The 25,076-nt window shown below is 44.3% G+C and carries 21 protein-coding genes and 1 tRNA gene; 20 read left to right on the forward strand and 2 right to left on the reverse strand.

The features are described 5' to 3' along the window. Positions 1–60: 60 nt before the first annotated feature. From PG418_RS04925 to PG418_RS04955, 7 genes are all read left to right on the forward strand, one after another. Positions 61–143, forward strand: a tRNA-Leu gene (locus PG418_RS04925). Positions 144–388: 245 nt separating this feature from the next. Further along, positions 389–3,013 carry a DNA polymerase I gene (gene polA / locus PG418_RS04930; protein ID WP_498837158.1) on the forward strand — a complete coding sequence of 875 codons (2,625 nt, stop codon included), beginning with the start codon at positions 389–391 and terminating at the stop codon, positions 3,011–3,013. Positions 3,014–3,025: 12 nt separating this feature from the next. Continuing rightward, positions 3,026–3,616, forward strand: coding sequence for a dephospho-CoA kinase (gene coaE / locus PG418_RS04935; RefSeq protein ID WP_055248320.1), 591 nt, complete (start codon positions 3,026–3,028; stop codon positions 3,614–3,616). A 20-nt stretch (positions 3,617–3,636) separates the two neighbouring features. Next, positions 3,637–4,434: an MBL fold metallo-hydrolase gene (locus PG418_RS04940; RefSeq protein WP_022219875.1), complete on the forward strand. Its 798-nt coding sequence runs from the start codon at positions 3,637–3,639 to the stop codon at positions 4,432–4,434. Positions 4,435–4,476: 42 nt separating this feature from the next. Further along, positions 4,477–4,749 (forward strand): ACT domain-containing protein, encoded by a 273-nt coding sequence (locus tag PG418_RS04945; RefSeq protein WP_022219876.1) that lies wholly within the window; start codon positions 4,477–4,479, stop codon positions 4,747–4,749. 11 nt (positions 4,750–4,760) lie between these two features. Continuing rightward, the gene (locus PG418_RS04950) at positions 4,761–6,125 is read left to right on the forward strand and encodes a PFL family protein (protein ID WP_055248324.1); all 1,365 of its coding nucleotides are present in this window, start codon (positions 4,761–4,763) and stop codon (positions 6,123–6,125) included. A 17-nt stretch (positions 6,126–6,142) separates the two neighbouring features. Beyond that, a complete protein-coding gene (locus PG418_RS04955; protein WP_498837146.1) occupies positions 6,143–7,015 on the forward strand; it encodes a DegV family protein in 873 nt (290 codons plus the stop codon). Positions 7,016–7,091: 76 nt separating this feature from the next. Here PG418_RS04955 and PG418_RS04960 read toward each other — a convergent pair whose 3' ends face one another. Further along, positions 7,092–8,390, reverse strand: coding sequence for a nucleotidyltransferase (locus tag PG418_RS04960; RefSeq protein ID WP_498837147.1), 1,299 nt, complete (start codon positions 8,388–8,390; stop codon positions 7,092–7,094). A gap of 200 nt (positions 8,391–8,590) precedes the next feature. Here PG418_RS04960 and PG418_RS04965 point away from each other — a divergent pair, with 200 nt between their 5' ends. From PG418_RS04965 to PG418_RS05020, 12 genes are all read left to right on the forward strand, one after another. Next, positions 8,591–9,778 (forward strand): acetate kinase, encoded by a 1,188-nt coding sequence (locus PG418_RS04965; RefSeq protein ID WP_008372212.1) that lies wholly within the window; start codon positions 8,591–8,593, stop codon positions 9,776–9,778. 97 nt (positions 9,779–9,875) lie between these two features. Then, on the forward strand, positions 9,876–10,403 hold the full coding sequence (locus PG418_RS04970) for a YceD family protein (RefSeq protein WP_055156626.1): 528 nt from the start codon (positions 9,876–9,878) through the stop codon (positions 10,401–10,403). A gap of 3 nt (positions 10,404–10,406) precedes the next feature. Beyond that, entirely contained in the window at positions 10,407–10,589 is a 183-nt protein-coding gene (gene rpmF, locus PG418_RS04975) for a 50S ribosomal protein L32 (protein ID WP_008372209.1), read from the forward strand. 141 nt (positions 10,590–10,730) lie between these two features. Continuing rightward, positions 10,731–11,756 carry a phosphate acyltransferase PlsX gene (gene plsX, locus PG418_RS04980; RefSeq protein WP_022219879.1) on the forward strand — a complete coding sequence of 342 codons (1,026 nt, stop codon included), beginning with the start codon at positions 10,731–10,733 and terminating at the stop codon, positions 11,754–11,756. Positions 11,757–11,777: 21 nt separating this feature from the next. Further along, the gene (gene acpP / locus PG418_RS04985; RefSeq protein ID WP_008372189.1) at positions 11,778–12,008 is read left to right on the forward strand and encodes an acyl carrier protein; all 231 of its coding nucleotides are present in this window, start codon (positions 11,778–11,780) and stop codon (positions 12,006–12,008) included. Positions 12,009–12,075: 67 nt separating this feature from the next. Further along, complete coding sequence (gene rnc / locus PG418_RS04990; protein ID WP_022219880.1) at positions 12,076–12,771, forward strand: ribonuclease III; 696 nt, start codon at positions 12,076–12,078, stop codon at positions 12,769–12,771. 7 nt (positions 12,772–12,778) lie between these two features. Continuing rightward, positions 12,779–16,339 carry a chromosome segregation protein SMC gene (gene smc, locus PG418_RS04995; protein WP_498837148.1) on the forward strand — a complete coding sequence of 1,187 codons (3,561 nt, stop codon included), beginning with the start codon at positions 12,779–12,781 and terminating at the stop codon, positions 16,337–16,339. Between the two features lie 16 nt (positions 16,340–16,355). Then, positions 16,356–17,309 (forward strand): signal recognition particle-docking protein FtsY, encoded by a 954-nt coding sequence (gene ftsY / locus PG418_RS05000; protein ID WP_022219882.1) that lies wholly within the window; start codon positions 16,356–16,358, stop codon positions 17,307–17,309. Positions 17,310–17,313: 4 nt separating this feature from the next. Further along, positions 17,314–18,528 carry a threonine ammonia-lyase gene (gene ilvA / locus PG418_RS05005; RefSeq protein WP_008372180.1) on the forward strand — a complete coding sequence of 405 codons (1,215 nt, stop codon included), beginning with the start codon at positions 17,314–17,316 and terminating at the stop codon, positions 18,526–18,528. A 476-nt stretch (positions 18,529–19,004) separates the two neighbouring features. Next, the gene (locus tag PG418_RS05010) at positions 19,005–20,393 is read left to right on the forward strand and encodes a hydroxymethylglutaryl-CoA lyase-like TIM-barrel protein (protein ID WP_215633646.1); all 1,389 of its coding nucleotides are present in this window, start codon (positions 19,005–19,007) and stop codon (positions 20,391–20,393) included. Positions 20,394–20,415: 22 nt separating this feature from the next. Then, positions 20,416–21,054, forward strand: coding sequence for a GntR family transcriptional regulator (locus tag PG418_RS05015; protein WP_055248874.1), 639 nt, complete (start codon positions 20,416–20,418; stop codon positions 21,052–21,054). 19 nt (positions 21,055–21,073) lie between these two features. Next, positions 21,074–22,270, forward strand: a complete 1,197-nt coding sequence (locus PG418_RS05020) for an NADP-dependent isocitrate dehydrogenase (RefSeq protein ID WP_498837149.1) — start codon at positions 21,074–21,076, stop codon at positions 22,268–22,270. Between the two features lie 57 nt (positions 22,271–22,327). Here PG418_RS05020 and PG418_RS05025 read toward each other — a convergent pair whose 3' ends face one another. Continuing rightward, complete coding sequence (locus PG418_RS05025) at positions 22,328–24,235, reverse strand: ABC-F family ATP-binding cassette domain-containing protein (protein ID WP_022219886.1); 1,908 nt, start codon at positions 24,233–24,235, stop codon at positions 22,328–22,330. Between the two features lie 158 nt (positions 24,236–24,393). Here PG418_RS05025 and PG418_RS05030 point away from each other — a divergent pair, with 158 nt between their 5' ends. Continuing rightward, positions 24,394–25,041 (forward strand): redox-sensing transcriptional repressor Rex, encoded by a 648-nt coding sequence (locus PG418_RS05030; RefSeq protein WP_022219887.1) that lies wholly within the window; start codon positions 24,394–24,396, stop codon positions 25,039–25,041. The last annotated feature ends 35 nt before the right edge of the window (positions 25,042–25,076 follow it).

A 25,076-nucleotide genomic window follows, 5' to 3' on the forward strand; every position in this document is an offset into this window, starting at 1 on the left:
AACCGAAGATAAGTATGATATGATTATTTTCGGTTCGTGATTAAAAAACATGAATTTTATGCCGGCATGTCGGAATGGCAGACGAGGCAGACTCAAAATCTGTTGCGGGTGACCGCGTGCGGGTTCAAGTCCCGCTGCCGGCAGTTGATAATTAACTGGAATTGAATAAAAGATATGAGAAGTACATTGCGATGATTCGTGATGTATTTTTTCGTATATACACAATTGTTGTGGCACATTTCGTGTATCTGTAATTTTGATGAGGATCTTTTTTACCCCTTCATGTATTGAAAATATCAAAAAAAAATGTCATAATGAGATGTTGTATATTTGAACGAATAGATAGAAAAGATAGAAGTAAGTGATGAGACTTACAGAGAGGCAGTTGATTATGAGCAAAATCGTATTGATAGACGGACACAGTATTCTGAACAGGGCGTTTTTCGGACTTCCGGATCTGACAAATGCGGAAGGACTCCATACGAATGCAATATATGGATTCTTAAATATTATGTTCAAGATCCTGGAGGAGGAAAAGCCGGAGTATCTGACCGTTGCATTTGATGTGCATGCGCCGACTTTCCGCCATAAGATGTTTGAGGCGTATAAGGGGACGAGAAAGCCGATGGCAGAAGAACTCAGACAGCAGGTACCGTTGATGAAGGAAGTTTTGCATGCTATGGGAATCCGGACGATCGAGCAGGAAGGGCTGGAGGCAGATGACCTTCTTGGAACGCTGTCCAAAAGATGCGAGAGAATGGGGATGGAAGTGGTCATTATTTCCGGAGACAGAGATCTTCTCCAGCTTGCTACAGACCATGTTGAGATCCGAATTCCGAAGACAAAACGGACCGGAACTGAGATCGAGAATTATTATGCAGTGGACGTAAAAGAAAAATACCAGGTGACACCGACAGAATTTATCGATGTGAAAGCATTGATGGGAGATACTTCAGATAATATCCCAGGGGTGCCGGGAGTCGGAGAAAAGACGGCGACCAAGATTATTGTAGAATACGGATCTATTGAAAATGCCTACAAGCATGCATCCGAACTGAAGCCGCCGAGAGCATCGAAAAATCTGGTGGAATACTGGGATCAGGCACAAATGAGTAAGGTGCTGGCGACAATCGATGTAGACGCGGATTTTGCTTATGAACTGGAAGAGGCGAAGCTTGGAAATCTTTATACAGAGGAAGCTTATGTCTATTTCCAGAGACTGCAGTTCAAGAATCTGCTGAATCGTTTTGATGTGCAGAGTGAGAATTCGATTGAAGATGCATTTGTGATCGCTGTGGGAAAAGAAGAAATTCAGAAAATCTTTGCGGAGGCAGAAAAAGCGCAGACGGTGGGAGCCGTTCTTTACAAAGACACCAGAAATGTACTTCCGCTGTTTGCAGGAAATGCTGAGATAGGTGGAATTGGAATTTCGTTTGGAAAAGAGAAGATCTACTGTATTCCGGCAGGAAATGGATACAGCATGGAGGAACTTCTGGAGGCACTTGTACATGTGGCACAGCATGCCGGACGGTTTGTGGTGTTTGATCTGAAGTCATCCCTGCCTTATCTGAAAGGATTAGAAGGAGCAGCAGAGGAGAAGTGCTTTGACAGTATTGTAGCAGCTTACCTCCTGAATCCGTTGAAAAATGATTATGGATTTGAAGATGTGGCACAGGAGCATCTTGGATTGATGATCGATCCGAAGACAGAACTGGAAAAAATGGTCTGTTATGAAGCCTATGCTGCATTTGCGTCATCGGAAGTTTTGGAAGAAAAGCTGAAAAAAGAGGAAATGTGGAAGCTTTTTACAGAAATAGAGATGCCGCTTGTATTTACTCTGTTCCACATGGAGCAGAATGGGGTGCGTGTAGAAGCAGAAGAACTGAAAAGTTATGGAGAACAGCTTGGCGGAAAAATCGTACAGTTGGAAAAGGAAATTTATGAGCTTGCCGGGGAAGAATTTAATATCAATTCACCAAAGCAGCTGGGCGTGGTCCTTTTTGAACATCTGTCCCTTCCAAATGGAAAGAAGACGAAAACAGGATATTCGACGGCGGCAGACGTACTGGATAAGCTGGCACCGGATTATCCGATCGTGGCAAAAATCCTGGAATATCGTCAGCTTGCCAAGCTGAAATCGACTTATGCAGATGGACTTGCCGTGTTTATTCATGAAGATGATCACCGGATCCATGGAAAATTCAACCAGACAGTCACAGCGACCGGACGTATCAGCAGTACAGAGCCAAACCTGCAGAATATCCCGGCGAGGGTAGAACTTGGACGGCTGATCCGTAAAGTATTTGTGCCGGAAGAGGGGTATGTGTTTGTAGATGCTGATTATTCGCAGATAGAACTGCGTGTGCTGGCACATTGCTCCGGAGATGCAGCACTGATCGAAGCATACCGGGAGGCAAAGGACATTCACCGGATCACAGCTTCTCAGGTGTTTCATACTCCGTTTGATGAAGTGACCGATCTGCAGAGGCGAAATGCAAAAGCAGTCAACTTTGGTATTGTCTATGGGATCAGTTCTTTTGGACTGAGCCAGGATTTAAGTATTACGAGAAAAGAAGCGGCCGAATATATTGACCGTTATTTTGAAACCTATCCGGGCATCAAGAAATTTCTGGATGATGCAGTTGCTCATGCAAAAGAACAGGGATATGTTGTGACCTTATTTGGCAGAAGAAGACCGGTTCCGGAGCTGTCTTCCAGCAATTTTATGCAGAGACAATTCGGGGAACGTGTGGCAATGAATTCTCCGATCCAGGGAACGGCTGCAGATATCATGAAAATCGCAATGATCGCTGTGGACAAAGAGCTTCGCATGAGAAACATGAAATCCAGGCTGGTTCTGCAGGTACACGACGAACTTCTGATCGAGACATGGAAGGAAGAGGAAGAGGAAGTGCGGGAGATCCTGAAAGAAGGCATGATGCATGCGGCAGATCTTTCCGTTCCGCTTGAAATTGACATGCATAGTGGAAAAAATTGGTATGAGGCAAAATAGAAGGAAACAGATATGAGAAAAATAGGAATAACAGGAGGTATTGGTTCCGGGAAGAGCAAAGTACTCGACTTTTTAAGTGTAGTGTGCGGTGCGGTGATCTGCCAGTCAGATCTGGTGGCACATCAGGTACAGCTTCCGGGAGAAAAATGTTATCAGAAGGTCGTGGAGACGTTTGGGAAAGAAATTTTACATCCTGATGGAACGATTGATAGGAAAATTCTTGGCAGAATTGTGTTTGATCAGCCAGAGAAACTGCAAAAGCTTAATGCGATCGTGCATCCGGCGGTCAATGAAAAGATCCGGGAGGAAATGCAGAAGGCGCAGGAAGAGGGAAAAGAGCTTTTTATTCTGGAAGCCGCACTCCTTACGGAACCGGTATATCGTGAGATGTTGGATGAGATCTGGTATATTCATGTGCCACAGGAGATCCGGATGGAGAGACTGAGAAGTTCACGCGGATATTCAGATGAAAAAATGTATGCGGTGTTTGCAAATCAGCCGTCGGAAGAGACATTTACAGCGGTTTCGGATCTTGTGATCGAAAACGGCGGAACCTTTGAAGAAACGGAAAAACAGATAGACTTGGCACTGGGAAGAGGCTAAGAACAGGGAGAAGAAACAAGATGAGATTATGCAGCATTGCCAGTGGCAGCAGCGGAAACTGTATTTATGTGGGGAGCGATCGAACGCATCTGCTTGTAGATACAGGAATCAGCAAAAAACGAATTGAGGAAGGCTTAAAGGAACTTGAAATAAAAGGGAAAGAGCTGGATGGAATCCTGATTACCCATGAACATGCAGATCATATTCAGGGACTTGGTGTATTCAGCAGAAAATATGAGATCCCGATCTATGGAACACCGGGAACGATTCGGGGAATCCGTGATTATAAAAATCTCGGGAAAATGCCGGAAGGACTTTACCATGAAATCCAGGTAGATAAAGAATTTAAGCTGGGTGATATTGACGTGCATCCATTTGCTATTTCCCATGATGCAAATGAACCGAGCGGCTACCGCTTTGAGCAGGATGGAAAGAAGATCGCGGTAGCAACGGATCTTGGAAAATACGATGAATATACGGTAGAGAACCTGAAGGATTTAAATGCGGTTCTTCTGGAATCTAACCATGATATACATATGCTGGAAGTCGGTCCTTATCCGTATTACCTGAAGCAGAGAGTTCTTGGGGACAGAGGACATTTATCAAATGAATTGTCAGGACGGCTTCTTTGTGATATACTACACAATAACTTGCGGAGTGTATTGCTGGGGCATTTGAGCAAGGAGAATAATTACGAAGAACTTGCATATGAGACTGTCAAGCTGGAGGTCACTTTGGGGCAGAACCCGTATAAGGGGGATGATATACCGATCGCAGTTGCAAAAAGGGATCAGGTGTCTGCAGTGATCGAGGTTTAGAAAAAGAAAGTATGCAGAATTAGATTCAGGAGGACAGGCAGAATGAAGAAATGCATTATTACAGTAGTCGGTAAAGATTCGGTCGGAATTATTGCGAAAGTATGTACATACCTGGCAGAGACCAATATCAATATTTTAAATATTTCCCAGACGATCGTGGATGGGTATTTTAATATGATGGCGGTTGCAGATGTGGAAAATTCAAAAAAAGAACTGGATATCGTAGCGGTAGAACTTCGTGATATCGGCTTACAGATCGGTGTCAATATTCATTGTCAGAGAGAAGAGATTTTTGAAAAAATGCACAGAGTGTAAGGAGAACTGCTATGATTAATTTTTACGAAGTAGTAGAAACAAACCAGATGATCGAAGAAGAAAATCTGGATGTAAGAACAATCACATTGGGTATCAGTCTGATGGACTGTATTGACTCAGATCTGGACAGACTGAATGAAAAGATATATAAAAAAATCACAACACTTGCAAAGGATCTTGTATCGACAGGAGAGAAGATCGAAAGTGAATTTGGAATTCCGATCGTTAATAAGCGGATTTCCATTACACCGGTTGCACTTGTTGGCGGTTCAGCCTGCAAAAAACCAGAGGATTTTGTGACGATCGCAGAGACACTGGATAAAGCAGCAAAGGAAGTCGGTGTAAACTTTATCGGAGGATACTCTGCAATCGTATCCAAGGGAATGACAAAGAGCGATGAACTCCTGATCCGTTCCATTCCGATGGCAATGGCAAAGACAGAGCGTGTGTGCAGTTCGGTCAATGTAGGTTCGACAAAGACTGGTATTGATATGGATGCAGTCCGTCTTTGCGGCGAGATTGTAAAAGAGACAGCAGAGGCGACAAAGGACAAGGATTCGATTGGCTGTGCAAAATTTGTAGTTTTATGTAATGCACCGGATGATAACCCGTTTATGGCAGGGGCCTTTTTAGGTGTTACCGAAGGAGATGCCGTGATCAATGTCGGTGTCAGCGGACCTGGTGTTGTAAAAAGAGCGATTGAAAAATGTCGTGGCGAGGGCTTTCAGGAACTTTGTGATACGATCAAGAAGACCGCATTTAAGGTGACAAGGGTTGGTCAGCTTGTAGCCGGAGAAGCTTCCAAAAGGCTTGGTATTCCGTTCGGAATCATTGACCTGTCACTTGCACCGACACCGGCTGTTGGCGATTCAGTAGCGGAGATTCTGGAAGAAATCGGACTTGAGAGAGTTGGCGCACCAGGAACAACAGCAGCACTTGCTATGCTGAACGATCAGGTGAAAAAAGGTGGCGTTATGGCGTCTTCCTATGTAGGAGGTTTAAGCGGAGCTTTTATTCCGGTCAGTGAGGATAAAGGAATGATCGATGCAGTCAATGCCGGATCTCTTTGTATAGAAAAGCTGGAGGCGATGACTTGTGTCTGCTCGGTAGGACTTGATATGATCGCTATTCCGGGTAAGACGAAAGCTACTACGATTTCCGGGATCATTGCGGATGAGATGGCGATCGGAATGGTCAATCAGAAGACAACGGCGGTTCGTGTGATACCTGTAGTTGGAAAGGATGTTGGAGATATGGCAGAGTTTGGTGGTCTTTTGGGATATGCGCCGATCATGCCGGTCAATGAATTTGACTGCAGTGCATTTGTGAATCGAAAGGGAAGAATTCCTGCACCGATACATAGTTTTAAAAATTAGAAAGAGGTAAAGAGAGCATGGGGAAAGTTGCGATTGTAACAGATAGTAACAGTGGAATTACACAGGCAGAAGGAAAGGAAATGGGAATTTACGTACTTCCGATGCCATTCTATATCAATGAGGAGTTGTTTTACGAGGATATCACACTCACGCAGGAGGAGTTTTATGAAAAACTGGCAGGAGATGCAGATATTAAGACTTCCCAACCGGCTCCCGGAGATGTAATGGATATGTGGGACAAGGCGCTGGAGGAATATGATGAGGTTGTACATATTCCGATGTCAGCCGGTCTTAGCAGTTCATGTGAGACTGCAATCATGCTTTCCCAGGACTATGATGGAAAAGTACAGGTCGTAAATAATCACCGGATTTCTGTTACGCAGCGAAGATCGGTGGAAGAGGCGAAAAAGCTTGCAGATGCTGGAAAGAGCGCGGCAGAAATTAAAGAACTGTTAGAAGCGATCCAGTGGGACAGTGATATCTATATTACAGTAGATACTTTAAAATACCTGAAGAAAGGCGGCAGACTTACACCGGCAGCTGCAGCGATTGGAACGGTTCTGAACCTGAAGCCAGTTCTCCGTCTTAAAGGAGAAAAGCTGGATGCGTTTGCAAAGTCAAGAGGATGGAAGAGTGCAAAGAAGACGATGATCAAGACAATTAATGAGATTCGTACTTCAGAATTCGGAGATTGTGATGGAAAAAAAGATCTGTATCTGGATGCAGCTTACACAGGAGACCGCAAGGAGGCACAGGAATGGCTGGATGAGCTTCATGAAGCATTTCCGGAGTTTGAAATCCGGATGGATCCACTGTCGTTGAGTGTGGCATGCCATATCGGACCTGGAGCCAGGGCGGTGACTCTTACCAAAATTCTTCATGTGAACTAAATGAGAAAGAGACTTTTTGCACAAACATGCGTAGTAGTGATGTGCAAAAAGTCTCTTTTTTGACAAAGGGGAAGGGTTAAATAATTTGCAACTGCTTCTGGTATTCATTTGTAAAAGGTGTGCCAAATTTCTCGGTAATTATGGATTCATACAGGTCTGATGCGAAAATGTCCAGGTTCAGGAGGACCTGGGTGGCGGAGGTGAGATCTCTGGCATCTGCGAGCTTTGTGATCAGAGGGATGGTGGCATACTCTTTGATCTCTTTAAGAATTTGAGTATCTTTTTTTTGAAAACCGAGTACGCGGGCATAAAGGGCGGATGTGGATGACCGCTCTTTTTTGGCTTTGCCGGAAATGTTGCCGGAATCTTCTGCAAAACAGAAAGGAGGCTCATGTCGGAAGGTGTCCTTTTCTATGCCGAGCAGGATGTGCAGCAGGGCGCGGCTGATCCGGGTGTAGGTAAGCTCTCTGGTTTTCAGAAGATCGCAGAAGGAACTCCAGGTAGCAAAATCATTTCTCTGATTGATGATCCGGTTGGCGAGGTCTTTGCTGACATCAAGGTAATCGGTCAGAGAGGAAGCACTCTCACAGAGCAGTCGATACTTTAGCAGGAGCGAAAAATCATCCTGGGTAACCGGAAGTGAGGACTGGTAATTCTTTCGCAGCAGATCTGAAGAAGCGGGCGGAAGTTGTCCTGCGACGGATGAGAAAGCATCTTCTGGTAAAGATGGATTCAGAATTCGGTTGCGGATCGCAGTTGCGGAACTGAAGGTTTCGCAGAGGGCAGTATCGTGGTAGCCGGATCCCTCGCGGGGAATTGCGAAAGGCTGGATCGGACTTTTGAAATACCGGAGCGCTTTTAAGTATTCAATCCCAAGGGTATTGTTTGGTGAGGACAGGATTTCGGCAAGGGACGGATCCTTTGTATAGACACTTAGAGCAGTCTGGCGTGCCTGCGGAAACGGTCGGCCTTTTCGCAGCTCATCCTGCAGGAGCTGCCGGTAGACTTCTGGCTCTTCGGAAAGAATCCGGGCAAGCCGATTGAGTTTTTTGATATCGCCACACTCACTGCCAAAGCAGAGATAGGAAATACAGCCAAGACTGTTAAAAATAGAAACGGCACCTCTTGCAAACAACTCTGCACTGCCACAGGAAAAAAGGACCGGGAGTTCCAGAATGAGTGATGCACCGCCAAGAAGGGCAGCTTTTGCCCGCAAATGCTTTGGCGCGATAGCAGGGGCGCCACGCTGGACGAAGTCACCACTCATAAGGACAACTGCCGCATCTGCCCCCGTTTTTTGAAGTGCCTGGTCTATATGATACTGATGTCCGTTGTGGAACGGATTATATTCTGCGATGATACCGACGATTTTCATACTTTTAACTAAAATCTCCTTTGTGTTGTTTGTGAAAAGATTATACTATAAAAAGAGTTTTTGTGCAAAAAACATTGTACTGGAAAATATTACGTGAAAAAAATAACATTACTTGTATACAATGTGTGCAAGGAGTATAATTAAGAATAGAGTGTGAGTTCTAATAAAGAAAATTCTAGTACCAGAAGGGAGAAACATCAATGAATGTATTAGTAATCAACTGCGGAAGTTCATCACTGAAGTTCCAGCTCATCAACTCAGAATCGGAGGCGGTTCTCGCAAAAGGTCTTTGCGAAAGAATCGGTATTGACGGAAGACTTACCTATCAGCCGGCAGGTGGCGAGAAGAATGTATCTGAAAAGGCTATGCCTACACATACAGAAGCAATCCAGTTCGTAATCGACGCGCTGACAGATGCAGATACAGGTGTTGTTAAGAGCCTTGACGAAATCGGAGCAGTCGGACATCGTGTTGTTCACGGCGGAGAAAAGTTTGCAAAATCTGTAGTTGTAACACCGGAAGTAAAAGCTGCGATCGCAGAGTGCAATGACCTTGCACCACTTCACAATCCGGCAAACTTAATCGGAATCGAAGCTTGTGAAAGTCTGATGCCGGGCACACCACAGGTTGTTGTATTTGATACTGCTTTTCATCAGACAATGCCTGAGAAAGCTTATATGTATGGACTTCCATATGAATATTATGAAAAATACAAAGTAAGACGTTACGGATTCCACGGAACAAGCCACAGCTTCGTATCTAAGAGAGTAGCTGAGATTGTTGGAAAACCATACAACGCAACAAAGACGATCGTATGCCATCTTGGTAATGGAGCATCTGTTTCAGCAGTGCTTAACGGAGAATCAGTAGATACCTCTATGGGACTTACTCCGTTGGAAGGTCTTGTAATGGGAACACGTTCCGGAGATATTGATCCGGCGATCATGGAATTCATTGCTAAGAAAGAAAACCTTGACATTGCAGGAATTATGAATGTCCTGAACAAGAAATCAGGTGTGGAAGGTGTATCCGGTGTATCCAGCGACTTCCGTGATCTTGAGGCAGCAGCAAAAGCAGGCAACAAGCGTGCAGAACTTGCAATCGACGTATTTGCATACAGAGTAGCAAAATATGTTGGTGCTTACACAGCAGCAATGAACGGTGTTGATAATATCGTATTTACAGCAGGTATCGGTGAGAACTGTGCACTTGTAAGAACAAAAGTCTGCAGCTATCTTGGATATCTTGGAATTACAATCGATGAAGAAGCAAATGGAAAACGTGGAGAAGAGATCGTAATCTCTACACCAGATTCCAAAGTGAAAGTTCTTGTAGTTCCGACAAACGAAGAACTTGCAATTGCAAGAGAGACAGTTGCACTTGTATAACAGAAGAAATTAGAAAAAACCTTAAAATCTGTAAATCATCCTTGACAAAAAGAATTTACATGGTATAATAGTTTAGGTGTGAACAGGAGAAAGAATTATGTTAATTGACCTGTCCGAAGTCTTATCTGAACCGCATAAGTCCATTGACGAAGTGGTCGGCACTGAGATGAAAGAAGTGAAGGTGAACGGAAGCAGATTTCCGGTAAGCCGGACACAGCCTGTGCATATTCATGTCGAGTATGCCGGCGAAAAAAAACTTCATATCAGTTGTGAGACAAGTCTTACGGTAATCATTCCGTGTGACAGATGTCTTACAGATGTACCGACAGATTTCACGCTTTCCTTTGAAAAGCAGGTGAATACAGCTCTGGCAGACGGAGAAGATGATGGCGAATCCGATGAAGCGAATTACATTGACGGATATCATCTTGATGTGGAGCAGCTGCTCTATAACGAGATTTTAGTAGGGTGGCCGATGAAAGTTCTATGTAGCGAAGACTGTAAAGGGATTTGCAGTGTATGTGGTCAGAACTTGAATGAGGGAAGCTGCGACTGCGAAGACACCAGTCTTGACCCTAGAATGTCAGTTATCCGCGATCTTTACAAGAATTTTAAGGAGGTGTAACCTATGTCAATTTGTCCAAAGAATAAATCTTCTAAAGCAAGAAGAGACAAGAGAAGAGCAAACTGGAAAATGAGCGCACCGAATCTGGTGAAATGCAGCAAATGTGGAGAACTTATGATGCCACACAGAGTTTGCAAAGCTTGTGGATCTTACAACAAGAGAGAAATCGTTACTGTAGAAAACTAATTAAAAAAGGCTATAGTACAGGAGTTAGGCGTATTGCTTAACTCCTTTTCTTTTTTCTAATTTTCCTAAATCTGCTAAATATTATTGATTTTTACGGTCATGTCTAGTAGAATTGGTTTAGTAATGCTGGGAGGTAACAGTATGAAAGAAATAACAAAAGTTGTTGTCGATGCAATGGGCGGAGACAACGCACCGCATGAGATCATCAAAGGTGCGGTCGAGGCGGTCGGGAAGTCAGATGCGATCCATGTGATCCTGGTCGGAAAAGAAGATGTCATCAATCAGGAACTTTCCGGGTACACATATAATAAAGAACAGATTTCGGTTGTTCATACATCGGAAGTAATTGAGACAGCAGAACCGCCGGTTATGGCGATCCGTAGAAAGAAAGACTCATCCATTGTGGTAGGTCTTAAGATGGTGAAGGATAAAGAAGCTGACGCTTTTGTTTCAGCAGGAAGTTCCGGTGCGGTTCTTGCCGGGGGACAGCTTCTGGTTGGACGTATCAAAGGGGTGGAAAGGCCACCGCTTGCACCACTGATCCCGACAGAAAAAGGATTCTCCATTTTGATCGACTGTGGGGCGAATGTAGATGCAAGACCTTCACATCTGGTGCAGTTTGCCAAGATGGGTTCGATCTATATGGAACATATTATGGGAGTCAAGAATCCGAAGGTTGCGATCGTCAATATCGGAGCTGAGGAAGAAAAGGGTAATGCCCTGGTCAAGGAGACTTTTCCTATGCTGAAAGAATGTAAGGATATTAACTTTATCGGAAGCATTGAAGCGAGAGAAATCCCTCACGGACAGGCAGATGTTATCGTCTGTGAAGCATTTACCGGCAACGTGATTCTGAAACTCTATGAAGGAGTAGCATCGGTTCTTGTAAGCAAGATTAAAGGTGGTATGAAGCAGAATCTCCGCGGCATGATCGGTGGACTTCTGGTTAAGCCGGTGCTGAAAAAGACTATGAAGGATTTTGACGCAAGTGAGTACGGTGGAGCACCACTGCTTGGACTCACCGGTCTGGTAGTAAAGACACACGGCAGTTCCAAGGCAAAAGAAGTCTGCAATTCAATTTTGCAGTGCGTAACCTTCAAAGAAGAAGGAATCAATGAAAAGATCAAAGAATGTATTCAGGCGGAAGAAAAATCCGCACAGGAATAAGCTCAGAAAGGATTAAGAATTATGGAATTTGAAAAACTGAAAGACATTATTGTTGATGTGATGGGATGTAACCCGGATGAAATTACGATGGACACTACATTTGTAGATGATCTGGGAGCTGATTCGCTTGATATTTTCCAGATTATTATGGGAATTGAAGATGCATTTGATATCGAAATTGAAAATGAAGATGCAGAAAAGATCGCAACAGTAGGTGATGCTGTAGAACAGATCAAGAACGCTGTTAACTAGGGAAAATGATTACAGGGGACATCCCCATTTTTGGGGAGTGTCCTTTTTTAAAATTGGAGGAGCAATCATGAGCAGAAATGTAAAGGAACTGGAAGAAAAAATCGGCTACAATTTCAAGGACAGCCATTTGCTCAGACATGCTGTGACGCACAGCTCTTATGTGAATGAAAAGCATATGAAGAAGGCAGACTGTAATGAACGTCTGGAATTCCTTGGAGATGCTGTTCTGGAACTGATTTCAAGCGAATATCTTTTTTTCGAGAACCAGACAATGCCGGAAGGAGAACTGACTAAGTTAAGAGCAAGCATGGTATGCGAGAAGGCACTTGCATTTTGTGCGCGGGATCTGGAACTTGGAAGTTATCTGTTGCTTGGGAAAGGTGAGGACGCGACCGGTGGAAGATTCAGAGAGTCTATTACCTCGGATGCATTGGAAGCACTGATTGGTGCGATTTATCTGGATGGTGGTTTTGCTAATGCGAAAGAGTTTATTTTAAAATATATTTTAAACGACCTGGAAGGGAAACGGCTCTTTTATGATAGCAAGACTATCCTGCAGGAAATGGTACAGGGCGGTCAGGAAAAAGGAATTGTCTACCAGCTGGTAGGAGAAGAGGGACCGGACCACAATAAATCCTTCCGTGTAGAGGTTGTGATCGGCGGAGAAGCCTTTGGATGTGGTATCGGAAGGACCAAAAAGGCTGCCGAACAGGAAGCGGCTTATCAGGCAATCCTGAAGCTGAAAGAAGGAAAGGTACAGTAGGTGAAGCATGTATTTAAAAAGTATTGAAGTACAGGGATTCAAGTCTTTTGCAAATAAGATTGTCTTTGAATTTCATAACGGGATCACCGGAATCGTCGGACCGAACGGAAGTGGGAAAAGTAACGTGGCGGATGCCGTCCGCTGGGTACTCGGAGAGCAGAAGGTGAAGCAGCTCCGTGGAGGTACGATGCAGGATGTTATTTTTTCCGGTACGGAAAACCGGAAACCCCTCAGCTACGCATCGGTTGCGATCACACTGGATAATTCAGATCACAAACTCCCGGTGGAGTTTGAAGAGGTTAAAGTCACAAGAAAGTTGTACCGTTCGGGGGAAAGTGAATATCTGATCAATGGCAGTGTCTGCAGGCTCAAAGATATCAATGAGATGTTTTATGATACAGGTATCGGAAAAGAAGGATATTCGATCATCGGACAGGGACAGATTGACAAGATCCTGAGCGGTAAGCCGGAAGAGAGACGAGAGCTTTTTGATGAGGCGGCCGGGATTGTCAAATTTAAGCGCCGCAAGGCGTTATCTCTTCGCAAACTGGAAGAAGAGCAGAGCAATCTGGTCCGTGTCAATGATATTTTGGGAGAGTTGGAAAAGCAGTTTGGTCCGCTTCAGAAACAGTCGGAGACAGCGAAGGAATATCTGAAAAAGAGAGAAGAACTGAAGCATTATGACATCAATATGTTCCTGGTGGAGATGAAACGTCTGAAGGGGCAGATCCGGGAAAACGATGAGAAGCTGAAGATTGCGCAGGATGAACTCACTGAAGCCGGCAAAAAGCATGAAGATATGAAGGCACAGTATGAGAAGATCGAGCAGGAAGTAGATGAGATCGACGCCGGAATTGAGCATGCAAAAAGCCAGAGAAATGAGACAACACTTCTGAAGCAGCAGTTGGAAAACCAGATCGAGCTTTTAAAAGAGCAGATCAACAGTGTCCGTATGAATGATGAACACTATGAAAAACGCGCAAACGATATTCAGGCAGAGCTTGCAAACCGTGAAAGGCAGAAATCCGAACTGGAAGAAGAAAAAGCAGAGATCGACAGACATCTTGCAGCTGCATCTGAGAGACAAAAGCAGGCAGGAGAGGAGCTGACTGCCCTGCAGAGCCGGATTGCAGAGATGACAGTGGAGATTGAAAAGAATCAGAACGATATCCGTGAGCTTCTGAATAACCGTGCATCCACGAAGGCAAAGCTGCAGCATTATGAAACGACGCTTGAACAGATCAAGGTACGCCGGGCACTGCTTTACAAACGTCTGGTAGAAGCGGAGAGTGATGTACAGAGGCAACAGGAACTTGCCGCGCAGTATACGGAAGAACTGAAAGCAGTATCAGGGAAGATCACGGATTCTGTAGAACAGATCAAAAACTATGAAACAGAGATTGCCGGACTGCAAAAAGAGATCGGACAGGCAAATGAAAACCTGCGAAACAGGCAGAATGCTTATCACAGGGAGTACTCTCGTCTGGAGTCTCTGAGGAACCTTACGGAGCGTTACGATGGTTATGGGAACAGTATCCGTCGTGTGATGGAGCAGAAAAGCCGTGAGCCGAAAATCCTGGGGGTTGTGGCGGATCTGATCAAAGTAGATAAAAAATATGAGACTGCGGTGGAGATCGCACTTGGAGGCAGTATCCAGAATATCGTTACTGCAGACGAAGAGACTGCAAAAAAAATGATTGGTTATCTGAAGCAGAACCGGTATGGACGTGCAACTTTCCTTCCATTGACAGCGATTCGTGGGGGACAGGGATTTGTCAGGGCAGAAGCCCTTCGCGAGCCGGGGGTGATCGGCACGGCGGATAAGCTGGTAACGGTAGAAGATAAATTCACATCTCTTGCAGAGCATCTTCTTGGAAGAACGCTTGTGGCAGACAACATTGATATCGGGATCCGTCTGGCAAGAAAGTATCGTCAGTCTCTGCGTATCGTTACGCTGGAAGGAGATCTGATCAATCCTGGCGGAGCAATGAGTGGTGGAGCATTTAAGAATTCCAGTAATCTGCTCAGCAGAAGACGTGAGATTGAAGAACTGGAAAAGACGGTTGTGCGTCTGAAAACAGAACTCCAGAAATCGGAAGCAGAAGTTGCGGCCGCAAAGGAGAAGCGGACGGCGCTGTATGCAAAGGTGGAAGAGATCCAGCAGGAATTGCAGAATGACTATGTGGTTCAAAATACTGCGAAGATGAATCTGGACCAGGTAAAAAGCCGTCAAAATGCGACCAGAGAAAATTCAGAAGGAATTTATGCGGAGCGCAAAAAACTGGAAGAACAGGTTCATGAGATCGAGGAAAACGAAGAATCAATCAAAATGGAACTGGAGACCAGCCAGCAACTGGAGGACGAGCTGACACGCCAGATGGAAAGCTCACAGAAGTGGCTGGAAAAAGAGCGTGAGGCAGAAGCGACAGAAGTGCGCAAAAATGAAAATATTCACCTCAGTTTTGCTGCATTGGAGCAGAAAAAAGATTTTATCGAGGAGAATTTTGTCCGTATCCGGGAAGAGATGGGAAAATTCCAGGAAGAGCTTGCCACTTTAAATGCAAGCAAAGGAGAGAATCACGGTGAAATAGAGCAAAAAGAAGCACAGATTACCGAGATCCGGCAGACGATAGAGAATTCAAAGGAATTATTTGAGGAAATCAACAAAGAGATCGAAGAATCGCAGAAAAAGCGGGAAGAACTGAATCAGAAGCATAAGGCATTCCTGAAAAAGCGAGAAGATCTGGCAGCTCATATGGCAGAGCTTGATAAAGAATCCTTCCGGCTTACCAGCAAGAAAGAAGGCTACGAGGAAGCTTTGGAAAAGCAGATCAATTATATGTGGGAAGAGTACGAACTGACGTATAATCATGCATTGGAAATCCGGGATGAGAGTCTGACAGATCCTGCCGAGATGCGAAGGCGGATCCAGGAATTAAAGACGGAGATCCGGAAACTCGGATCGGTGAACGTCAATGCGATCGAAGATTTTAAAAATCTTTCCGAGCGGTATGAATTTATGAAAACGCAGCATGATGATCTGGTAGAGGCAGAAGCAACGCTCAAGAAGATCATTGAAGAGCTGGACGAGGCGATGCGCAAGCAGTTTACTGAGCAGTTTGCAAAGATCAGCCAGGAGTTTAATCAGGTGTTTAAACAACTGTTCGGTGGTGGAAAAGGAACTCTGGAACTGATGGATGATGAGGATGTGTTGGAAGCCGGAATCCGGATTATTGCGCAGCCGCCGGGTAAAAAACTTCAGAATATGATGCAGCTTTCCGGTGGAGAAAAGGCGTTGACGGCGATTTCGCTGCTGTTTGCAATCCAGAATCTGAAACCTTCCCCGTTTTGTCTGCTGGATGAGATCGAGGCGGCACTGGATGATTCTAATGTCACGAGATTTGCACAGTATTTGCACAAGCTGACGAAAAATACACAGTTTATCGTCATTACACACCGTCGTGGTACGATGACAGCGGCAGACCGGCTGTATGGGATCACTATGCAGGAAAAAGGGGTATCAACGCTGGTATCTGTGGATCTTCTGGAAGATGAGCTTACAAAGTAGTGGATAGGAGGATATGATGGCAGAAGAAAAAATGGGATTTTTTAAGCGTCTGGTAGCAGGACTTAACAAGACGCGCGATAATATCGTGTCTGGAATGGACAGTATTTTTCATGGATTTTCAAAGATAGATGAGGACTTTTATGAGGAACTGGAAGAGGTTCTGATCATGGGAGATCTGGGGGTAAAAGCGACTTACGCGATTCTTGATGATCTTCGTAAAAAAGTAAAAGAACAGCATATCAAAGAGCCGATTGAGTGCAGACAGCTCCTGATCGACAGTATCAAAGAGCAGATGGATGTAGGCGAGACAGCTTATGAATTTGAAAACCAGACTTCTGTTGTTCTGGTGATCGGAGTAAATGGAGTCGGAAAGACGACTACTATCGGAAAACTTGCCGGTAAGATGAGAGGTCAGGGCAAGAAAGTTGTGCTTGCTGCAGCAGATACTTTCCGTGCAGCTGCGGGCGATCAATTAAAGGAATGGGCACATCGTTCGGATGCAGATCTGATCGGCGGACAGGAAGGTGCAGATCCGGCAGCCATCGTTTATGATGCGGTAGCGGCTGCAAAAGCGAGAAAGGCAGATATCCTTCTGGTGGATACAGCCGGAAGACTTCACAATAAAAAGAACCTGATGGAGGAACTGAAGAAGATTAACCGTGTGCTGGAAAGAGAATATCCGGAAGCATACAGGGAAACTTTGGTCGTTCTGGATGCAACGACCGGACAGAATGCACTTTCACAGGCAAAGGAATTCAGTGATGTTGCGGATATTACAGGAATTATCCTGACTAAGATGGATGGAACGGCCAAAGGTGGAATTGCAGTTGCAATTCAGGCAGAGCTTGGAATTCCTGTTAAATATATAGGTGTCGGTGAGACAATCGATGATCTGCAGAAATTCGATTCCGACGAATTTGTACAGGCATTATTTACAACAGAAGAAAAGAAGGAAGAAGGAGAAGAATAATAATATGCTGACATTGGAAAAATTTGAAGAAGCAAGCGAGATCGTAAAACGTGTGACACGTCCGACAAAGCTTATCTACAGTGAGTATCTCAGTAGCCAGACCGGGGGGAAGGTCTATTTGAAACCGGAAAATATGCAGTACACAGGTGCATACAAATTAAGAGGAGCTTATTACAAGATCAGCACACTTTCTGAGGAAGATCGTGCAAAAGGTCTGATCACAGCTTCAGCAGGAAACCATGCGCAGGGTGTGGCATATGCGGCAAAAGCGTTTGGATGTAAGGCGACGATTGTTATGCCAACTGTCACTCCGCTGATCAAGGTAAACCGTACCAAAAGCTATGGCGCCGAGGTTGTTTTACACGGAGATGTCTATGACGATGCCTGTGCAAAGGCCTATGAGCTTGCAGAAGAGTACGGATATACTTTTGTACATCCGTTTGATGATCTGGATGTAGCTACCGGACAGGGAACGATTGCAATGGAAATTGTCCAGGAACTCCCGACCGTTGATTATATCCTTGCACCGATCGGGGGCGGCGGACTGATCACAGGTGTATCTACACTTGCAAAAATGCTGAATCCAAAGATCAAAGTGATCGGTGTGGAACCGGCAGAAGCAGCAAGTATGACTGCTGCAATCGAAGCAGGACATACCGTAACACTTCCAAGTGCCAACACGATCGCAGATGGTACAGCAGTAAAAAAAGTCGGGGAACAGAACCTCCCATACGTCATGGAAAATGTAGACCAGATCGTAACTGTAGAAGACGATGAACTGGTCGGAGCATTCCTTGATATGGTGGAAAACCATAAAATGGTAGTAGAAAACTCCGGTCTTCTTTCCGTTGCAGCTTTAAAACAGCTGGATCTGAAAGGTAAGAAAGTAGTATCTATCTTAAGTGGCGGGAACATGGATGTTATTACCATGTCTTCAGTTGTACAGCACGGGCTGATCCAGAGAGACCGTATCTTCTCTGTATCGGTACTTCTTCCAGATAAACCGGGTGAACTGGTAAAAGTGGCACAGACGATTGCAGAAGAGCAGGGAAATGTGATCAAACTGGAACATAATCAGTTTGTAAGTATTAACCGGAATGCGGCTGTGGAGCTTCGTGTGACACTGGAAGCATTTGGAACCGATCATAAGAACCGGATCATTGCGGCATTGGAGGCAGCCGGGTTCAGACCGAAGCTGATCAGTGCGAAGTTATATTAGAATGTTTAAGAGGACAGTCTTATCCCCTGGTGAGGGATGAGGCTGTCTTTTTTTGAAAATAAGGTTGTTAGGGCGGGCGAGAAAAAGAATCTCTTCCAATCCAGGTTGTGCAAACCATTCCGATGAACCTCTGAAGGCGAAAATTATGTCAGCAGAGGCTTCCATAATTTTTGAGTTTCATCTCCATTGCACAAAATAGGATTGAAAGAGATTCTTTTTCTCGCCCGGCCAATGAACGGTATTGGTAAAAAGGGCAGGACTGCTTCATAGTGAGGGAGAGGGGATAGAGACTGCAAATGTGATTGGGTGCTTGTTAAAGACGGGAGATATAGATGAAAAAATATGGAAATTTAACCAATTAGCACTTTAATTGAATGAAATACTGTGTTAAAGTCACGAAATGAGGAAAATGGGGTTGACATCGAAGGTATAGTTGTATACAATAATACAAAAATACAGGTCAGGGAGTGACGGTTATGGAAAATAGGAAGGTTTATCTGGATAAGCATACAAATTTATTGCAACTTGAGGAGCATATGTACCCGCTGGTAGACGTGGACACACCGAATGTGTTCCGGAACCTGTTTCATTATGATGAGATTCCGAAGATTGCGTTTAATGATCGTATTGTACCGCACAGTATGCCGGATGAGATCTGGATCACGGATACGACATTCAGGGATGGACAGCAGTCGAGAGCACCCTATTCAACGGATCAGATTGTAACCATTTTCGATTATATGCACAGGCTTGGAGGTCCGCAGGGGAAGATTCGTCAGAGTGAATTTTTCTTATACAGCAAGAAAGACCGGGATGCTGTATATAAATGTATGGAAAGAGGTTATAAGTTCCCGGAGATCACAAGCTGGATCCGTGCAAATAAAAAGGATTTTGAGCTGGTAAAAGATCTGGGAATGAAGGAAACCGGAATTCTGGTAAGCTGTTCGGATTATCATATTTTTTATAAACTGAAGATGACAAGACGAGAGGCGATGGAACATTATCTGTCAGTTATACGTGAATGTCTGGAGACCGGTGTCAGTCCAAGATGTCATCTGGAAGATATTACCAGATCGGATATTTATGGATTTGTCATTCCATTCTGTCTGGAACTGATGCATCTGATGGAAGAATATCAGATTCCGGTGAAGATCCGTGTCTGTGATACAATGGGATACGGAGTCAACTATCCGGGGGCTGTGATTCCTCGTTCCATTCCGGGTATCATTTACGGACTCAGAGTACATGCAGGTGTACCGAGTGAACTGATCGAATTCCACGGACATAATGATTTTTACAAGGCAGTCAACAATTCAACAACGGCCTGGCTTTATGGAGCATGTGGTGTGAACTGTTCCTTGTTTGGAATCGGTGAACGTACCGGCAATACGCCGCTGGAAGCGATGATTTTTGAATATGCGCAGCTTCGCGGAACGCTGGATGGTATGGATACAACGGTGATTACTGAACTGGCAGAATATTATGAAAAAGAGATTGGATACCAGATTCCGCCGCGTACCCCGTTTGTCGGAAAGAATTTCAATGTAACCCGTGCGGGGATCCATGCAGACGGACTGTTAAAGAACGAAGAAATCTACAATGTGTTTGATACCGGCAAGTTTCTGAACCGTCCACCGCTGGTTGCTGTGTCAAATACTTCCGGTCTTGCAGGTATTGCACACTGGATAAATACATATTATCACCTGAAAAATGAGAAACAGGTAGACAAGAATTCCATTTTAGTTGTAGAATTGAAGAAGTGGGTTGACGCGGAATATGAATCCGGCCGTGTGACCGTACTCACAGATCAGGAACTGATCCGGGAGATTGAGAGAATCTGTGACGAAAAGGGGATTACAATCTAACGAAATTCAGGAGAGAGATAAAATGGAAGAGTATTCATTGAGAAGTCAGGTTTTTCAGACCATCAGAGATGACATTCTGAAAGGTAAGTATGAAGAAAATGACGAACTCAGGGAAGCAACATTGGGGAAGGAACTTGGAGTTAGCCGTACACCGGTAAGAGAGGCACTTAGACAGCTGGAACTGGAGGGACTGGTGAACATCATCCCAAATAAAGGAGCTTATGTTACCGGTATTTCCGATAAGGATGTACATGATATTTATATGATTCGTTCCATGCTGGAAGGATTATGCGTCCGTTGGGCAACAGAACATATTACACAGGAGCAGCTGGAAGAATTGGATGAGATCATTCTTTTATCCGAGTATCATATGGATAAAGGACATTCCGATCAGCTGACAGAGCTGGATGGAAGATTCCATCAGATTCTGTATGAGGCATCACAGAGCAGGATTCTGGATCATGTGCTTTCAGATTTTCACAAATATGTACAGCTTGCAAGAAGGACTTCCGTTAAGACAGAAGAGCGTGCGATCAAGTCGATTGGTGAGCATAACGAGATCCTGAATGCCATCAAGGCGAAGGACGCGGAAAAAGCCGGCAATCTGGCAACGATCCATATTATGCATGTTATGGAGAACCTGCATATCGAAGAAAAATAGCCAAAAAGGAGACGAAGTTATGAGTAAAATTCAGATGACGACACCGATTGTTGAGATGGACGGAGATGAGATGACCAGAATTCTCTGGAGGATGATAAAAGATGATCTTCTTCTGCCGTATATCGATCTTAAGACAGATTATTATGATCTTGGATTGGAACACCGCAATGAGACAGATGACCAAGTTACAGTTGATTCGGCTAATGCAACAAAGAAGTACAAAGTAGCAGTCAAATGTGCGACCATTACACCGAATGTGGCAAGAGTAAAAGAATATGGACTCAAAGAGATGTGGAAGAGTCCGAACGGAACAATCCGTGCGATTCTGGATGGAACGGTATTTCGTGCTCCGATCGTGGTAAAAGGAATTGAACCATGTGTAAAGAACTGGAAGAAGCCGATCACGATTGCCCGTCATGCTTATGGGGATGTATATAAAGGAACCGAGATGAAGATTCCGGGACCTGGAAAGGCAGAGCTGGTCTACACGGCACCTGACGGAACAGAGACAAGAGAGCTGATCCATAATTTCGATGGAGCAGGTATTATCCAGGGAATGCACAATATCAATGCATCGATTGAAAGTTTTGCAAGAAGCTGTTTTAGTTATGCACTGGATACAAAGCAGGATCTTTGGTTTGCAACAAAAGATACCATTTCCAAAAAATATGACCATACTTTCAAAGATATCTTCCAGGAGATCTTTGATGCGGAGTATAAGAACCTTTTTGACGAAGCGGGAATTGAATATTTCTACACACTGATCGATGATGCGGTAGCCCGTGTAATGAAGTCAGAGGGTGGTTATATCTGGGCATGTAAGAATTATGACGGGGATGTGATGAGTGATATGGTTTCCTCAGCATTTGGTTCACTTGCCATGATGACATCTGTACTGGTATCACCGGAAGGCTTTTATGAATATGAAGCTGCACATGGAACAGTACAGCGTCATTATTATAAACACCTGAAAGGGGAAGAGACTTCAACAAACTCTGTTGCAACAATTTTTGCATGGACAGGAGCTTTGCGCAAGAGAGGAGAACTGGATGGGAACCAGGAACTGATGGATTTTGCAGACCGTTTGGAAAAAGCAACGATTGATACGATTGAAGAGGGTTATATGACAAAGGATCTGGCAATGATCACAACTCTTCCGGAGGTACATGTACTGAACAGTGAAGGGTTTATTAAAGCGATTGCAGAAAGATTATAAAAAGAGCAGGGAATGCATGAAGGGCGTATCTCTGACAGGAAAATGGGAAGAACCGGCTTATTCAGCTAGTTCTTCCCATTTTTCATAGAGTTCTTCGAGTTCTGCTTCGTTTGCTGCTTTTTCTTTTGCCAGTTCCTGGCATTTAACAGAATTTGTATAGACTTCTTCCTGCATCATCAGTTCATCGATTTTGCCATTACGTGTTTCCAGAACACCGATACGTTCTTCTGTTTTCTTCAGGTCGTTCTGCCTTTTACGGAGACGTGCCTGTTCTTCTTTCTGCTCCTGCCAGCTTAGTTTGGATTCGGAAACCTGCGCCGGTGCGTCTTCGGAAGCAGCTGTGGAAACAGCCGGGGTCAGAAGATCTTTTTTCTCCAGATAATAATCATAGTTGCCGATATAATTTACAAAGGTATTGCCGGTCAGTTCCAGAATACGGGTGGCAGTCTGGTTGATGAAATAACGGTCGTGGGATACATAAAGTATCGTACCGGTATAATCGTTCAGAGCCCGCTCAAGAATTTCCTTGGAAGTGATGTCCAGATGATTGGTTGGCTCATCGAGGATCAGAAAATTTGCATTGGAGAGCATCAGCTTTGCCAGAGATACACGTCCCCTTTCACCACCACTTAAATCACCGATCAGCTTGAAAACATCATCTCCGGTAAAAAGAAAAGCCGCAAGCATGTTCCGGATCTGTGTGTTGGTAAGTGTCGGATAATCATCGGAAATTTCTTCAAAGATCGTCTTATCCATATGAAGGACGTGGTGTTCCTGATCGTAGTAACCAATCTCCACATTGGCACCCAGTGTAAAGGAACCGCTGTCTGCCTGGATCACATTGTTCAGAATCTTGAGAAGCGTAGTTTTTCCGGTTCCGTTGTCGCCAATGATGGCTATATGTTCCCCACGCTTGATCTCGAAACTGATATCGGTGAAAAGTGTCTGTGGCGGAAAGGCTTTGCTTAATCCTTTGACAGAAAGGACATCATTGCCACTGACACGGGAAGGCTCCAGCTTCAGATGGATGTCAGTGTTGATCTCCATCGGTTTGTCTACAAGCGTCATCTTGTCCAACATTTTTTCCCGACTTTCGGCACGCTTGATGGATTTCTCACGGTTAAATGAACGGAGCTTTTCAATCACGGCTTCTTGATGTTTGATCTCACGCTGCTGATTCAAGTATTCTTTTAATCTGGCTTCTCTGAGCTGTTCTTTTTTGACAGCAAAATCAGAATAATTGCCCATATAAGTATGAAGCTGTCCCTGCTCGACTTCAATCACCTTTGTAACCACACGGTTCAGGAAATAGCGGTCGTGGGATACGATAAGAACAGCACCCGGATAATTCAGAAGATAGGTTTCCAGCCATGCGATGGAGTTCATATCCAGGTGGTTTGTTGGTTCATCCAGAAGCAGGACGTCAGGCTTGGTAAGAAGGAGTTTGCCAAGAGATACACGGGTCTTCTGACCACCGGATAAAGAATCTACGGGTTTAGTAAATTCTTCTTCTGTAAATCCGAGACCTTTTAGAACGCCGGTAAGCTCACTTTTATAAGCGTAACCGTCTGCGTGCTCAAATGCAGAAGTCAGTCTCTGATAAGTGGCAAGACGTGCTTCAAGAGCATCTCCGGAAAGAGACGGAAGCTCTATCTCGATTGTACGGATCTGCTTTTCCATCTCAATGACTTCGGCTTTTGCCGTGCGGACTTCTTCATAAATGGTATTGCCGCTTTCCATCTCCTGATGCTGTGCAAGGTAGCCGAGAGTTTTGCCTTTGGTAAGAACAACCGTCCCTGCATCGGGAGAAAGCTGTCCTACGATCATCTTGAGGATCGTGGATTTGCCGGCTCCGTTAAGACCTACAAGAGCAGCTTTTTCATGGTTCTCTATATGAAAGGATCCGTCTTTTACGATGACCTGATCCCCAAAACTTTTTGACAGATTATGACATGCCAGTATCATTTTTATATCCTCCTGTTAAAGTGGCAATTATGTTACTGCTCACAGTAACATAATTATAGCTGAAATACGACAAAAAACAACTATAAAATTTGACTTTTTCACTAGATTCTTATATAATTAAAAATAATGAGTCAAAAAATAGGAAGGTGGAAGTGAAAGTGGCATCAAGAGAAATATCTCAGGCAGTAATAAGGAGACTTCCGCGGTATTATCGTTATTTAGGGGAACTACTGGAGAGCGGAGTCGAACGGATATCATCCAATGAATTAAGTAAAAGAATGAAAGTAACTGCTTCACAGATCCGTCAGGATCTGAATAATTTTGGTGGATTTGGACAGCAGGGATATGGCTATAATGTAAAGTATCTTTATACAGAGATAGGTAAGATCCTTGGACTGAACGAGAAACATAAATTCGTTATCATTGGAGCAGGAAATCTTGGACAGGCACTGGCGAATTATGCAGCATTTGAAAATCGGGGATTTGTTTTAAAAGGGCTGTTTGACGTAAACCCAAGGCTTGCCGGATTGACGATCCGTGGAGTTGAGATCCGTATGATGGATGAATTGAAGGATTTTGTGAAAGAAAACGATATTGAGATCGGGGTTCTTACGATTCCGAAGACAAAAGCAGTAGAGGTTGCCAATCTCCTGGTAGATAATGGAGTTAAGGCTATCTGGAATTTTGCGCATACAGATCTGAATCTGCCGGATAATATTATTGTTGAGAATGTTCATTTGTCTGAAAGTCTGATGAGATTATCTTATAATATCACCAGATACAATGAAGAACATGAAGGAAAGTAGGCAAAGCAGACCAGAAGGCAGAGGTGCAGGAAAAT

It is taken from the genome of Bariatricus sp. TF06-38A (genome assembly GCF_027690675.1).
Lineage (GTDB): Bacteria > Bacillota > Clostridia > Lachnospirales > Lachnospiraceae > Allocoprococcus > Allocoprococcus comes.

Bases quoted from the DNA above. Each gene is read 5' to 3' on its own strand.
- smc (WP_498837148.1), top strand. From the start codon at position 12,779: ATGTATTTAAAAAGTATTGAAGTACAGGGATTCAAGTCTTTTGCAAAT.
- rpmF (WP_008372209.1), top strand. From the start codon at position 10,407: ATGTCAATTTGTCCAAAGAATAAATCTTCTAAAGCAAGAAGAGACAAG.
- rnc (WP_022219880.1), top strand. From the start codon at position 12,076: ATGAGCAGAAATGTAAAGGAACTGGAAGAAAAAATCGGCTACAATTTC.
- PG418_RS04940 (WP_022219875.1), top strand. From the start codon at position 3,637: ATGAGATTATGCAGCATTGCCAGTGGCAGCAGCGGAAACTGTATTTAT.
- PG418_RS04950 (WP_055248324.1), top strand. From the start codon at position 4,761: ATGATTAATTTTTACGAAGTAGTAGAAACAAACCAGATGATCGAAGAA.
- PG418_RS04970 (WP_055156626.1), top strand. From the start codon at position 9,876: ATGTTAATTGACCTGTCCGAAGTCTTATCTGAACCGCATAAGTCCATT.
- PG418_RS04945 (WP_022219876.1), top strand. From the start codon at position 4,477: ATGAAGAAATGCATTATTACAGTAGTCGGTAAAGATTCGGTCGGAATT.
- plsX (WP_022219879.1), top strand. From the start codon at position 10,731: ATGAAAGAAATAACAAAAGTTGTTGTCGATGCAATGGGCGGAGACAAC.
- PG418_RS04965 (WP_008372212.1), top strand. From the start codon at position 8,591: ATGAATGTATTAGTAATCAACTGCGGAAGTTCATCACTGAAGTTCCAG.
- ilvA (WP_008372180.1), top strand. From the start codon at position 17,314: ATGCTGACATTGGAAAAATTTGAAGAAGCAAGCGAGATCGTAAAACGT.
- acpP (WP_008372189.1), top strand. From the start codon at position 11,778: ATGGAATTTGAAAAACTGAAAGACATTATTGTTGATGTGATGGGATGT.
- PG418_RS05020 (WP_498837149.1), top strand. From the start codon at position 21,074: ATGAGTAAAATTCAGATGACGACACCGATTGTTGAGATGGACGGAGAT.
- PG418_RS05015 (WP_055248874.1), top strand. From the start codon at position 20,416: ATGGAAGAGTATTCATTGAGAAGTCAGGTTTTTCAGACCATCAGAGAT.
- PG418_RS05025 (WP_022219886.1), bottom strand. From the start codon at position 24,235: ATGATACTGGCATGTCATAATCTGTCAAAAAGTTTTGGGGATCAGGTC.
- coaE (WP_055248320.1), top strand. From the start codon at position 3,026: ATGAGAAAAATAGGAATAACAGGAGGTATTGGTTCCGGGAAGAGCAAA.
- PG418_RS04955 (WP_498837146.1), top strand. From the start codon at position 6,143: ATGGGGAAAGTTGCGATTGTAACAGATAGTAACAGTGGAATTACACAG.
- PG418_RS04960 (WP_498837147.1), bottom strand. From the start codon at position 8,390: ATGAAAATCGTCGGTATCATCGCAGAATATAATCCGTTCCACAACGGA.
- ftsY (WP_022219882.1), top strand. From the start codon at position 16,356: ATGGCAGAAGAAAAAATGGGATTTTTTAAGCGTCTGGTAGCAGGACTT.
- PG418_RS05010 (WP_215633646.1), top strand. From the start codon at position 19,005: ATGGAAAATAGGAAGGTTTATCTGGATAAGCATACAAATTTATTGCAA.